Below are 11,773 nucleotides of genomic sequence, written 5' to 3'. Positions count from 1 at the left end.
AACGATGTTCACATGGTAACTATTCGTCTGGCCCGTGGCGGCTCCAAGAAGCGCCCCTTCTACCACCTGACCGTGACCAACAGCCGCAACGCGCGTGACGGCCGTTTCGTCGAGCGCATCGGCTTCTTCAATCCGGTTGCCACCGGTGCCGAAGTCAAGCTGTCGGTCAACCAGGAGCGTGCCGCCTACTGGCTGAGCCAGGGCGCGCAGCCGTCTGAGCGCGTTGCTCAGCTGCTGAAGGAAGCCGGCAAGGCTGCTGCCTGAGTCGCATGAGCGCAACGTCTGCCCCGGCCGAAGACCTGCTGGTCATCGGCAAGATCGTGTCGGTGCATGGCGTTCGCGGTGACGTGAAGGTGTACTCCTTCACCGATCCGATCGAGAACCTGCTGGGTTATCGCAACTGGACACTTCGGCGAGGTGGCGAGTTCCGGCAGGCGCAGTTGGTCAAGGGGCGCGTTCAGGGCAATGTCCTGGTGGCGACGCTCAAGGGGCTGGATGATCGCGAAGTGGCGCGTGAGTATGCCGACTTCGAGATCTGCGTCCCGCGCGACGAGCTGCCGGCCCTCGGCGAGGGTGAATACTACTGGCACCAGCTCCAGGGCTTGAAGGTGATCGATACACACGGGCAGTTGCTCGGCGTGGTGGACCACCTGCTCGAGACCGGTGCCAACGACGTCCTGGTGGTGCGGCCCTGTGCCGGTAGCCTGGACGATCGCGAGCGGCTCCTGCCTTACATCGATCAGTGCGTACAGCAAATCGATCTGGTGGCCGGCGAGATGAAGGTCGACTGGGACGCGGACTTCTGAATCCATGTCCTCGCTGCGTGTCGATGTCATCAGCCTGTTTCCGGAGATGTTCGCCGCCATCCGTGACTTCGGTATTACCAGTCGCGCGGTGAGGCAGGGCCTGCTGGAGCTCAACTGCTGGAACCCTCGGAGCTACACCGAGGATCGTCACCAGACCGTGGATGACCGCCCCTTCGGCGGCGGCCCCGGGATGGTGATGAAAATCAGGCCACTGGAGCTGGCCCTGGCCGATGCCAGGCAGGCCAGTGGCTCGCAGGCGAAGGTGATCTACCTGTCGCCGCAGGGGCGTCCGCTCAAGCAGGCGGATGTCCGGCAGCTGGCAGGCGAGCGATCGCTGATTCTCATCGCCGGCCGCTACGAAGGTATCGACGAGCGCTTCATCGAGGCGCATGTGGATGAGGAATGGTCGATCGGCGACTACGTGCTGTCCGGTGGCGAGCTGCCGGCGATGGTGCTGATCGATGCCGTGACCAGGTTGCTTCCCGGAGCCCTGGGGCATGCTGATTCCGCCGAGGAGGATTCGTTTACCGACGGCCTGCTCGACTGCCCGCACTACACCCGACCCGAGGTGTACGAAGGCAAACGTGTTCCTGAGGTGCTGCTCAGCGGCAACCATGAACACATCCGGCGCTGGCGTTTGCAGCAGTCCCTGGGGCGAACCTGGGAACGCCGAGCCGATCTTCTGGATAGCCGCTCGCTTTCTGGAGAAGAACAGAAGCTGCTGACGGAATACCTCCGTCAGCGGGACGATAGTTGACTTAACGTATCGATGGCAGCCAGACGGTTTGCCTTAGGAGCACAGCATGACCAACAAGATCATCCAGCAGCTCGAAGCCGAGCAGATGAGCAAGGAAATCCCGGCCTTCGCCCCGGGCGACACCGTGATCGTCCAGGTGAAGGTGAAGGAAGGCGACCGCCAGCGCCTGCAGGCCTTCGAAGGCGTCGTGATCGGCAAGCGCAACCGCGGCCTGAACAGCGCCTTCACCGTGCGCAAGATCTCCAGCGGCGTGGGCGTCGAGCGTACCTTCCAGACCTACAGCCCGCTGGTCGACAGCATCACCGTCAAGCGTCGCGGTGACGTACGCAAGGCCAAGCTGTACTACCTGCGCGACCTGTCCGGCAAGGCAGCTCGCATCAAGGAAAAGCTGTCCTGAGGACTGCGCTCCTTGCACCGAAAAGGCAGCCTGCGGGCTGCCTTTTTCGTTTCCGCCGCCAGCCGTCCATGGCCTTGGCGCGTTCGTGCGGCCTGCCCGCCTTGTGGTCTGTCCTGGCGCTGCGGTAAAAGCCGGCAGACCGCCTGCCACTGCGTGATTGAACGATGCCTGCCCGTGAACATCCCCTGATCGACCGCTTCCTCGACAGCCTCTGGCTGGAGAAGGGGCTGGCGGACAACACCCGCGAGTCCTACCGCAGCGACCTGGCGCTGTTCAATGGCTGGCTGGCCGAGCACGGCCTCGAGCTGCCGGCGATCGGCCGCGAGGCGATTCTCGATCACCTGGCCTGGCGCCTGGAGAACGGCTACAAGGCGCGCTCCACTGCGCGCCTGCTGTCGGGGTTGCGGGGCTTCTATCGCTATCTGCTGCGCGAAGGCGAGATCGCGATCGACCCCACCCTGCGGGTCGAGCTGCCGCATATCGGCCGGCCGCTGCCCAAGGCGCTGTCGGAGGCCGATGTCGAAGCCTTGCTGGCTGCGCCCGAGGTCGACGAGCCGCTCGGGTTGCGCGATCGCGCCATGCTCGAGGTGCTCTATGCGTGCGGGTTGCGCGTTTCCGAGCTGGTCGGGCTCAGCCTCGAGCAGGTCAGCCTGCGCCAGGGCGTGCTGCGCGCCTTCGGCAAGGGCAGCAAGGAGCGGCTGGTGCCGCTCGGTGAGGAAGCCATGGTCTGGCTCGAGCGTTACCTCGGCGAGGCGCGCGATGTGCTGCTGGCCGGACGCCCCTGCGATGCGCTGTTTCCCAGCCAGCGCGGCGAGCAGATGACCCGGCAGACGTTCTGGTATCGCATCAAGCTGCATGCGCGCACGGCCGGCATCGCCAAGGCGATCTCGCCGCATACCCTGCGCCACGCCTTCGCCACCCACCTGCTCAACCACGGGGCGGACCTGCGCAGCGTGCAGATGCTGCTTGGCCACAGCGATCTTTCCACCACGCAGATCTATACGCACATCGCCCGTGCGCGCCTGCAGGAATTGCACGCGGCCCACCATCCGCGTGGCTAGTGCGTCGTGGCATGGCGACTGCGTAGCGTTATCGCGCCAAGCGGCTGTGATAGGCTTGCTGCCTCGTCGAGCGCCGTAGTCCAGGAGTCTCCCATGCGCATCACCACTCTCGCTGCCGCTGCGGCATTTGCCTTCGCCGGCAGCCTGGCACTGGCTGCCGAGCCCGCCCAGGCGATCCGCCAGAACCTGCTGGCGCTGCAGCCGGACATGCCGATCGAGTCGATCGCCGAAAGCCCGGTCGCCGGCCTGTACCAGGTGCAGCTCGCCGGCGGGCGCCAGCTCTATGCCAGCGCCGACGGCCAGTTCCTGCTGCATGGCTATCTCTACCAGGTGCAGAACGGCCAGGCAGTCAACCTGACCGAGCAGGCGCAGAGCAAGGCGATCGCCCGGCAGATCGAGGCCATCGATCGCAAGGACATGGTGGTCTTCGCGCCGGCCGAGGCCAAGACCCATATCACCGTGTTCACCGATACCGATTGCGGCTACTGCCAGAAGCTGCACAGCGAGGTGCCCGAGCTCAACCGCCAGGGTATCGAGGTGCGCTACCTCGCATTCCCGCGGCAGGGCCTGGGCAGCCATGGGGCGAAGACCCTGGCCAGCGTCTGGTGTGCCAAGGATCGCCAGGCGGCGATGAACCTGGCCAAGGCGCGCAAGGATGTCCCGGCGGCCAGTTGCGACAGCCCGATCGCCGGGCAGTACCAGCTGGGCCAGATGATCGGTGTCCAGGGTACGCCGGCCATCGTGCTCGCCGATGGTCAGGTCATTCCCGGCTACCAGCCGGCCGCCCAACTTGCCGAGCTGGCCCTGCGCGCCGGCAAGTGACGGCGCCCGCCACGGCCCGCTGTGCCTTGCCGCCGGCCGTGCAATTGACTAAAGCGGCCTCCCTTCGTAATGTGCGAATCCTTTTGCGGCTGGGTGTCCCAGCCGTTTCGCTGTGAATGGGGAGTTCAGCTTGAAACCGGTGAAGATAGGCATCTGTGGGCTGGGGACCGTCGGTGGCGGTACCTTCAATGTGCTCAAACGCAACGCCGAGGAAATCGCCCGTCGTGCCGGGCGAGGCATCGAGGTTGCCCAGATCGCCACTCGCCAGGCCAACCCCCGTTGTGACATCGGCAGCACGCCGGTCACCGATGACGTCTTCGCCATCGCCGAGAACCCCGAGATCGAGATCGTCGTCGAGCTGATCGGCGGCTACACGCTGGCTCGCGAGCTGGTGCTCAAGGCCATCGAGAACGGCAAGCACGTGGTCACTGCGAACAAGGCACTGATCGCCGTGCATGGCAACGAGATCTTCGCCAAGGCGCGCGAGAAGGGCGTGATCGTCGCCTTCGAGGCCTCGGTCGCCGGCGGCATCCCGGTGATCAAGGCGATCCGCGAGGGCCTGGCCGGCAACCGTATCAATTGGCTGGCCGGGATCATCAACGGCACCGGCAACTTCATCCTCACCGAGATGCGTGAAAAGGGCCGCGCCTTCGAGGACGTGCTCAAGGAAGCCCAGGCGCTGGGCTATGCCGAGGCCGACCCGACCTTCGACGTCGAAGGCATCGACGCCGCGCACAAGCTGACCATCCTCGCCTCGATCGCCTTCGGTATCCCGCTGCAGTTCGACAAGGCCTACACCGAGGGCATCTCGCGCCTGACCACGGCCGACGTGAACTACGCCGAGGCGCTGGGCTACCGGATCAAGCACCTGGGCGTGGCGCGTCGCACCGATGCCGGCATCGAGCTGCGCGTGCACCCGACGCTGATCCCGGCCGACCGCCTGATCGCCAACGTCAACGGCGTGATGAACGCGGTGATGGTCAATGGCGATGCGGTGGGCAGCACGCTGTACTACGGCGCTGGTGCCGGCATGGAGCCGACCGCCTCGGCCGTGGTTGCCGACCTGGTCGACGTGGCGCGCGCACTGACCACCGACCCGAACAACCGCGTGCCGCACCTGGCGTTCCAGGCCGATGCGCTGTCCGATCATCCGATCCTGCCGATCGGTGCCTGCGAAAGCGCCTACTATCTGCGCATCCAGGCCAAGGACCACCCCGGCGTGCTGGCGCAGGTGGCGACCATCCTCTCCGAGCGCGGCATCAACATCGAGTCGATCATGCAGAAGGAGGCCGAGGAGCACGACGGCCTGGTGCCGGTCATCCTGGTCACCCATCGCGTGGTCGAGCAGCGTATCGACGATGCCATCGCGGCGCTGGAGAAGCTCGACGACGTGGTTGGCAGCGTCGTGCGGATTCGCGTCGAACAATTGAATTAACCGCAGCCGCAGCCTCGAGCCTACGCTGCAGGTGAGCACCGCTTGCCTGGCAGCTTGCAGCTTGCAGCCTGCCGCTCAAACCGAAGGTTTGCATCAATGCGCTACATCAGTACCCGCGGCCAGGCGCCGGCCCTGAACTTCGAAGACGTCCTGCTCGCCGGCCTGGCCAGCGATGGCGGTCTCTACGTCCCGGAAAACCTGCCCCGCTTCACGGTCGAGGAGATCGCCTCCTGGGCCGGGCTGCCCTATCACGAGCTGGCCTTCCGGGTGATGCGTCCGTTCGTGGCCGGGAGCATCCCGGACGCGGACTTCAAGCGCATTCTCGCCGAGACCTACGCCACCGGCGACGGCGGCGTGTTCGCCCATGCCGCGGTGGCGCCGCTGCGCCAGCTGGACGGCAACGAGTGGGTGCTCGAGCTGTTCCACGGCCCGACCCTGGCCTTCAAGGACTTCGCCCTGCAGCTGCTCGGCCGTCTGCTCGATCATGTGCTGGCCAAGCGCGGCGAGCGCGTGGTGATCATGGGGGCCACCTCCGGCGACACCGGCTCGGCAGCCATCGAGGGCTGCAAGGCCTGCGATAACGTCGATATCTTCATCATGCACCCGCACAACCGCGTGTCCGAGGTGCAGCGCCGGCAGATGACCACCATCCTCGGCGAGAACATCCACAACATCGCCATCGAAGGCAACTTCGACGACTGCCAGGAGATGGTCAAGGCCAGCTTCGCCGACCAGGGCTTCCTCAAGGGCACCCGGCTGGTGGCGGTCAACTCGATCAACTGGGCGCGGATCATGGCCCAGATCGTCTACTACTTCCATGCCGCGCTGCAGCTCGGCGCGCCGGCGCGTTCCATCGCCTTCTCGGTGCCGACCGGCAACTTTGGCGACATCTTCGCCGGCTACCTGGCGCGCAACATGGGCCTGCCGGTCAGCCAGCTGATCGTGGCGACCAACCGCAACGACATCCTGCACCGCTTCATGAGCGGCAACCACTACGACAAGGACACCCTGCACCCGTCGCTGTCGCCTTCGATGGACATCATGGTGTCGTCCAACTTCGAGCGCCTGCTGTTCGACCTGCACGGGCGCAACGGCAAGGTGGTCGCCGAGCTGCTCGACGGCTTCAAGGCCAGCGGCAAGCTGTCGGTGGAAGAGGACCGCTGGACCGAGGCGCGCAAGCTGTTCGATTCGCTGGCCGTGGATGACGCGCAGACCTGCGCCACCATCGCCGAGGTGTTCGCCCAGACCGGCGAGGTGCTCGACCCGCACACCGCAATCGGCGTGCGCGCGGCGCGCGAATGCCGGCGCAGTCTTGCGGTGCCGATGGTGATCCTCGGGACCGCCCACCCGGTGAAGTTCCCCGAGGCGGTGGAGAAGGCCGGCGTAGGCAAGGCGCTGGCACTGCCGGCCCACCTGGCCGACCTGTTCGAGCGCGAGGAGCGCTGCACGGTACTGGCGAACGAACTGGGCGCCGTGCAAGCCTTCGTCGCCGGGCATGGCAACCGCGGCAAGCCGCTGTAAGCCGGGCGCAGCAAAGCAGAAAGGCCAGTCGAGAGACTGGCCTTTCTGCTTTTCGGGCGAGTATTTCAGGCGCGGCGACGGCTATTCGTCGAACTCTTCCCAGCCGCCCATCTCCCGCCAGCGGTTGACGATGCCGCAGAACAGCTCGGCGGTTTTCTCGGTGTCGTAGCGTGCCGAGTGTGCCTCGCGTCCGTCGAAGTCGATGCCGGCGGCCTGGCAGGCCTTGGCCAGCACGGTCTGGCCGTAGGCAAGGCCGGCCAGGGTCGCGGTGTCGAAGCTGGAGAAGGGGTGGAACGGGTTGCGCTTGAGGTCGCAGCGGGCGATCGCGGCGTTGAGGAAGCCAAGGTCGAAGCTGCTGTTGTGCCCGACCAGGATGGCGCGCTTGCAGCCGGCGGATTTCACCGCCTTGCGCACGTGGCGGAAGATGTCGCCGAGCGCCTGACTTTCCGGCACCGCCATGCGCAGCGGATGGTCGAGCTTGATGCCGGTGAACTCCAGCGCGGCGGCTTCGATGTTGGCGCCTTCGAAGGGCTCGACGCGATAGAACAGCGTCTCCTGCGGATAGAGCAGGCCCTGTTCGTCCATGGCGATGGGCACCGCGGCGATCTCCAGCAGCGCATCGGTGGCGCAGTTGAAGCCGCCGCACTCGACGTCGACCACCACCGGCAGGAAACCGCGAAAGCGCCGCCCCATGGGCGAGCGCGGCTTGCCGGGCAGGCTGTTCTCCAGTTCGTCGTCGAAATGATCTTCGCTCATCGACTGCCCTCCAGGCGCCAGCGCAGGGTTTCGCCGGCGCGCAGCGGGATCACGTTGTGCTCGCCGAACGGCAGGCTGGCGGGCATCTGCCAGTCCTCGCGGAGCAGGGTGACCTGCTCGGTGTTGCGCGGCAGGCCGTAGAAGTCCGCGCCGTGGTGGCTGGCGAAGGCCTCGAGCCTGTCCAGCGCGTTGCGCTGCTCGAAGGCCTCGGCGTACAGCTCGATCGCCGCGAACGCGGTGTAGCAGCCGGCGCAGCCGCAGGCTGCCTCCTTGGCATGCTGCGCGTGGGGCGCCGAATCGGTGCCGAGGAAGAACTTCGCGCTGCCGCCGGTCGCGGCGTCGAGCAGGGCTTCCTGGTGCACGTTGCGCTTGAGGATCGGCAGGCAGAAGAAGTGCGGGCGAATGCCGCCGACCAGCATGTGGTTGCGGTTGTACAGCAGGTGGTGGGCGGTGATGGTGGCGCCGACGTTGCTGCCGGCAGCCTCGACGAACTGCACCGCGTCACGCGTGGTGATGTGCTCGAAGACCACGCGCAGCGTCGGGAAGCGTTCGGTCACGCGGCACAGCTGCTCGTCGATGAAGCGCTTCTCGCGGTCGAAGATGTCGACCTCGCTGCGCGTCACCTCGCCATGGACCAAGAGCGGCAGGCCGACCTCGGCCATGGTTTCGAGTACCGGGAAGATGTTGTCCAGGCTGGTCACGCCGGAGGCCGAGTTGGTGGTGGCGCCGGCCGGGTAGAGCTTGGCCGCGTGTACGAAGCCACTGGCGCGCGCGCTGCGGATGTCGTCCGGGCGGGTGCTGTCGGTGAGATAGAGCACCATCAGCGGTTCGAAGCGGCTGCCGGCCGGGCGGGCCTCGAGGATGCGCTCGCGGTAGGCCTGCGCCTCCTCGGTGTTGCGCACCGGCGGTACCAGGTTGGGCATGACGATGGCGCGGGCGAACTGCCTGGCGGCGTCTGCGACCGTGTGGGCGAGTGCGGCGCCGTCGCGCAGGTGGATGTGCCAGTCGTCGGGGCGCAGCAGGGTGATTCTGTCGGTCATGCAGGAGTCTTCCAGGCCGGTGAAACGTGCCCGAATGCTACCGGAAATGGCCGGGCACGGCACCTTGCGATCGCGCGGCCAGGCCTGCCGCGGATGGCTGTCGCTCAAGTTTCGCCGGCCGGGCCCGATACCGGTTCTGAGTGTCCAACCAGCGGAGCCCGTCGTGCGCCTGCGTCCTGTCCTGTTGTTCTGCCTGCTGGCGACCCCGGCCAGCGCCATCACCTTCCAGACGCGTCTGGAACGGGTGGAGTGGCACGTGGAAGGCGATTCGTTCGAGTGCCGGCTGATCCAGCCGATCGCCGGCTTCGGCCAGGGCGAGTTCGTACGCCGTGCCGGCGAACAGGCAATCTTCCGCCTGCACTCGCCGCAGCGCTGGCTGGGCAACGGCAGTGCGACGCTGCTGGCCGCCGCGGCCCCCTGGCAGCCGTCGCGCAGCGATATCAACCTGGGCGTGGTCGCGGTCGGTGGCGGCGAGATTCCGTTCAACAGCTCGCAGGCGCAGGCCGGTCGGCTGCTCAGCGGCCTGCTGGAGGGGCGCAGCCCGGTGGTCCGGCATCGCACGCTGCAGGGTGGCGACCCGCTGGAGATCCGCCTGCTGCCGGCGCGCTTCGCCAAGGCCTACGAGGATTACCGCGCCTGTACGGCCAAGCTGCTGCCGGTCAACTACGACCAGATCCGCCAGAGCCAGATCGGCTTTCCCAGCGGCGGCGTCACGCTGGAGGAGGCCGGGCGCCAGCGGCTCGACCGCCTGCTGGCCTATCTCAAGGCCGATCCGAGCGTCAATCGCGTGCTGCTCGACGGCCACTCGGACAACAGCGGCAATCGCCTGACCAATCGCGACCTGTCGCGCCGCCGCGCGCTGGCGGTGCAGGAATACCTGCTGGCCAACGGCATCAGCGAAGAGCAGGTCACCCTGCGCTTCCATGGCGAGCGCTACCCGCTGGTGCCCAACAGCAACGCCGCCAACCGGGCGAAGAACCGCCGCGTGGCCATCCGCCTGGAGCGCGAGCCGGTGGCGCCGACGGCCGCCGCGGCTGCGGTGCCGGCGAGCTGAAACCGGCTCGCCCCTGTAAAAGCCGGGCCGCCAGGCGTAGAATCACGGGCTTTTCGACAACACCGTGGAGCTGATGGCATGGCGGACGTTAAGAAGGTGGTTCTGGCCTATTCCGGTGGCCTGGATACCTCGGTGATCCTCAAGTGGCTGCAGGACACCTACAACTGCGAGGTGGTGACCTTCACCGCCGACCTGGGTCAGGGCGAGGAAGTCGAGCCGGCGCGCGCCAAGGCTCAGGCCCTGGGCGTCAAGGAAATCTACATCGACGACCTGCGCGAAGAATTCGTGCGTGACTTCGTCTTCCCGATGTTCCGTGCCAACACCGTCTACGAGGGCGAGTACCTGCTGGGTACCTCCATCGCCCGCCCGCTGATCGCCAAGCGCCTGATCGAGATCGCCAACGAGACCGGCGCCGACGCCATCTCCCACGGCGCCACCGGCAAGGGCAACGACCAGGTGCGCTTCGAGCTGGGCGCCTATGCGCTGAAGCCGGGCGTGAAAGTGATCGCTCCCTGGCGCGAGTGGGACCTGCTGTCGCGCGAGAAGCTGATGGACTACGCCGAGAAGCACGCCATCCCGATCGAGCGCCACGGCAAGAAGAAGTCGCCGTACTCCATGGACGCCAACCTGCTGCATATCTCCTACGAGGGCGGCGTGCTGGAAGACACCTGGACCGAGCACGAAGAGGACATGTGGCGCTGGACCAAGTCGCCGGAAGCCGCGCCCGACAGCCCCACCTACCTCGAGCTGACCTACCAGGCCGGTGACATCGTCGCCATCGACGGCAAGGCCATGACCCCGGCCCAGGTGCTGACCGAACTGAACCGCATCGGCGGCGAGAACGGCATCGGTCGCCTGGACATCGTCGAGAACCGCTACGTCGGCATGAAGTCGCGCGGCTGCTACGAGACCCCCGGCGGCACCATCATGCTCAAGGCCCACCGCGCCATCGAGTCGATCACCCTCGACCGCGAAGTGGCCCACCTGAAAGACGAGCTGATGCCCAAGTACGCCAGCCTGATCTACAACGGCTACTGGTGGAGCCCGGAGCGCCTGATGCTGCAGCAGATGATCGACGCCTCGCAGGTCAACGTGAACGGCGTGGTACGCCTGAAGCTGTACAAGGGCAACGTCATCGTGGTCGGCCGCAAGTCCGACGAGTCGCTGTTCGATGCCAACATCGCGACCTTCGAGGAAGACGGCGGCGCCTACAACCAGGCCGATGCCGGTGGCTTCATCAAGCTCAACGCCCTGCGCATGCGCATCGCCGCGGGCAAGGGCCGCAGCCCGCTGTGACAGGCCGGTTGCCACAAGCCTGACCATGACCCCGGCCGCGCGCCGGGGTCATACTTTGTGCACCCTGAAAAGCCGAGGAGAACCCTGATGAGACTGCTGCATACCATGCTGCGCGTCGGCGACATGGACAAATCCATCGCCTTCTACACCGAAGTCCTGGGCATGACCCTGCTGCGCCGCAAGGATTATCCCGAAGGCCAGTTCACCCTGGCCTTCGTCGGCTACGGCGACGAGGCGCACAACAGCGTGATCGAGCTGACCTACAACTGGGGCGTGGACAGCTACGAGCTGGGCACCGGCTACGGCCACATCGCGCTGGAAGTGGAAGATGTCTACAAGGCCTGCGAGGATATCCGTTCCCGCGGCGGCAAGATCACCCGCGAGCCGGGGCCGATGAAGCACGGTTCGAGCATCCTGGCCTTCGTCGAGGACCCGGACGGCTACAAGATCGAGCTGCTGTCGCCGTCGCGCCGGGACTGAACCTCGGCGCCACGCAAGCCTCGCGTGCGCCAGCTGCCGCGCGCTGGCGCGCGTCCGGGAGTCTTCGTGGAGGGGTATCGTGAGTCGAGGGGCGCGCCCGGCCTGCCTGCGCGCCTGGCGGGCGCCGTTGCGGCGCCCGGCTCAGAGGTCGAAATCGAAGTCGTTGAGCTGCTTTTGCAGGCGCCGCTCTTCGAGCAGGTTGTCGATGATGCGGCGCTTGGTCAGGTTGGTCTTGGCGACCTCGACCGGCGCGTCGCCGCCCTCATCGTCGTCATCGGCGATGAAGTCGTCTTCGATCTGGATATCTTCTTTGTCGGACACGGGATCACTCCAGGCTATGGGGCGCTT

The 11,773-nt window shown here is 66.4% G+C and carries 14 protein-coding genes; 11 read left to right on the top strand and 3 right to left on the bottom strand.

Features of this window, described 5'->3' with window-relative positions:
- Positions 1-12: 12 nt before the first annotated feature.
- The 8 genes from rpsP to thrC all read left to right on the top strand — a co-directional run bounded on the left by rpsP (position 13) and on the right by thrC (position 6,799).
- The gene (gene rpsP / locus L3N39_RS14855) at positions 13-264 is read left to right on the top strand and encodes a 30S ribosomal protein S16 (RefSeq protein WP_237258227.1); all 252 of its coding nucleotides are present in this window, start codon (positions 13-15) and stop codon (positions 262-264) included.
- A gap of 5 nt (positions 265-269) precedes the next feature.
- Positions 270-806 (top strand): ribosome maturation factor RimM, encoded by a 537-nt coding sequence (gene rimM, locus L3N39_RS14850; RefSeq protein WP_237258226.1) that lies wholly within the window; start codon positions 270-272, stop codon positions 804-806.
- Positions 807-810: 4 nt separating this feature from the next.
- A complete protein-coding gene (gene trmD / locus L3N39_RS14845; protein WP_237258225.1) occupies positions 811-1,563 on the top strand; it encodes a tRNA (guanosine(37)-N1)-methyltransferase TrmD in 753 nt (250 codons plus the stop codon).
- A gap of 46 nt (positions 1,564-1,609) precedes the next feature.
- Positions 1,610-1,960, top strand: coding sequence for a 50S ribosomal protein L19 (gene rplS / locus L3N39_RS14840; protein WP_237258224.1), 351 nt, complete (start codon positions 1,610-1,612; stop codon positions 1,958-1,960).
- A 164-nt stretch (positions 1,961-2,124) separates the two neighbouring features.
- Positions 2,125-3,021: a site-specific tyrosine recombinase XerD gene (gene xerD / locus L3N39_RS14835; protein ID WP_237258223.1), complete on the top strand. Its 897-nt coding sequence runs from the start codon at positions 2,125-2,127 to the stop codon at positions 3,019-3,021.
- A gap of 93 nt (positions 3,022-3,114) precedes the next feature.
- Positions 3,115-3,843: a thioredoxin fold domain-containing protein gene (locus L3N39_RS14830; protein WP_237258222.1), complete on the top strand. Its 729-nt coding sequence runs from the start codon at positions 3,115-3,117 to the stop codon at positions 3,841-3,843.
- Between the two features lie 130 nt (positions 3,844-3,973).
- Complete coding sequence (locus tag L3N39_RS14825; protein WP_237258221.1) at positions 3,974-5,278, top strand: homoserine dehydrogenase; 1,305 nt, start codon at positions 3,974-3,976, stop codon at positions 5,276-5,278.
- A gap of 96 nt (positions 5,279-5,374) precedes the next feature.
- Entirely contained in the window at positions 5,375-6,799 is a 1,425-nt protein-coding gene (gene thrC, locus L3N39_RS14820) for a threonine synthase (protein WP_237258220.1), read from the top strand.
- An 81-nt stretch (positions 6,800-6,880) separates the two neighbouring features.
- Here the strand turns inward: thrC and rnt are convergent, their stop codons facing one another.
- Positions 6,881-7,555 (bottom strand): ribonuclease T, encoded by a 675-nt coding sequence (gene rnt / locus L3N39_RS14815; RefSeq protein ID WP_237258219.1) that lies wholly within the window; start codon positions 7,553-7,555, stop codon positions 6,881-6,883.
- Positions 7,552-8,595 (bottom strand): dihydroorotase, encoded by a 1,044-nt coding sequence (pyrC, locus tag L3N39_RS14810; protein ID WP_237258218.1) that lies wholly within the window; start codon positions 8,593-8,595, stop codon positions 7,552-7,554. Before pyrC ends, rnt begins: the two co-directional genes overlap by 4 nt.
- Positions 8,596-8,758: 163 nt before the next feature.
- Between pyrC and L3N39_RS14805 the strand changes: the two genes are divergently transcribed.
- From L3N39_RS14805 to gloA, 3 genes are all read left to right on the top strand, one after another.
- Positions 8,759-9,649 carry a flagellar protein MotY gene (locus tag L3N39_RS14805; protein WP_348983404.1) on the top strand — a complete coding sequence of 297 codons (891 nt, stop codon included), beginning with the start codon at positions 8,759-8,761 and terminating at the stop codon, positions 9,647-9,649.
- A 78-nt stretch (positions 9,650-9,727) separates the two neighbouring features.
- Entirely contained in the window at positions 9,728-10,945 is a 1,218-nt protein-coding gene (locus L3N39_RS14800) for an argininosuccinate synthase (protein ID WP_237258217.1), read from the top strand.
- An 87-nt stretch (positions 10,946-11,032) separates the two neighbouring features.
- Positions 11,033-11,425: a lactoylglutathione lyase gene (gene gloA, locus L3N39_RS14795; RefSeq protein WP_237258216.1), complete on the top strand. Its 393-nt coding sequence runs from the start codon at positions 11,033-11,035 to the stop codon at positions 11,423-11,425.
- 141 nt (positions 11,426-11,566) lie between these two features.
- Here the strand turns inward: gloA and L3N39_RS14790 are convergent, their stop codons facing one another.
- A complete protein-coding gene (locus L3N39_RS14790; protein ID WP_237258215.1) occupies positions 11,567-11,746 on the bottom strand; it encodes a PA3496 family putative envelope integrity protein in 180 nt (59 codons plus the stop codon).
- Positions 11,747-11,773: the final 27 nt, after the last annotated feature.

It is taken from the genome of Pseudomonas oligotrophica (assembly GCF_021726475.1).
GTDB classification, from domain to species: Bacteria; Pseudomonadota; Gammaproteobacteria; order Pseudomonadales; family Pseudomonadaceae; genus Stutzerimonas; species Stutzerimonas oligotrophica.
The sequence above is the reverse complement of the archived record's forward strand: the minus strand, read 5'-3'. Positions and strand labels throughout refer to the sequence as shown.

Bases quoted from the DNA above. Each gene is read 5' to 3' on its own strand.
- rpsP (WP_237258227.1), top strand. From the start codon at position 13: ATGGTAACTATTCGTCTGGCCCGTGGCGGCTCCAAGAAGCGCCCCTTC.
- rimM (WP_237258226.1), top strand. From the start codon at position 270: ATGAGCGCAACGTCTGCCCCGGCCGAAGACCTGCTGGTCATCGGCAAG.
- trmD (WP_237258225.1), top strand. From the start codon at position 811: ATGTCCTCGCTGCGTGTCGATGTCATCAGCCTGTTTCCGGAGATGTTC.
- rplS (WP_237258224.1), top strand. From the start codon at position 1,610: ATGACCAACAAGATCATCCAGCAGCTCGAAGCCGAGCAGATGAGCAAG.
- xerD (WP_237258223.1), top strand. From the start codon at position 2,125: ATGCCTGCCCGTGAACATCCCCTGATCGACCGCTTCCTCGACAGCCTC.
- L3N39_RS14830 (WP_237258222.1), top strand. From the start codon at position 3,115: ATGCGCATCACCACTCTCGCTGCCGCTGCGGCATTTGCCTTCGCCGGC.
- thrC (WP_237258220.1), top strand. From the start codon at position 5,375: ATGCGCTACATCAGTACCCGCGGCCAGGCGCCGGCCCTGAACTTCGAA.
- rnt (WP_237258219.1), bottom strand. From the start codon at position 7,555: ATGAGCGAAGATCATTTCGACGACGAACTGGAGAACAGCCTGCCCGGC.
- pyrC (WP_237258218.1), bottom strand. From the start codon at position 8,595: ATGACCGACAGAATCACCCTGCTGCGCCCCGACGACTGGCACATCCAC.
- L3N39_RS14800 (WP_237258217.1), top strand. From the start codon at position 9,728: ATGGCGGACGTTAAGAAGGTGGTTCTGGCCTATTCCGGTGGCCTGGAT.
- gloA (WP_237258216.1), top strand. From the start codon at position 11,033: ATGAGACTGCTGCATACCATGCTGCGCGTCGGCGACATGGACAAATCC.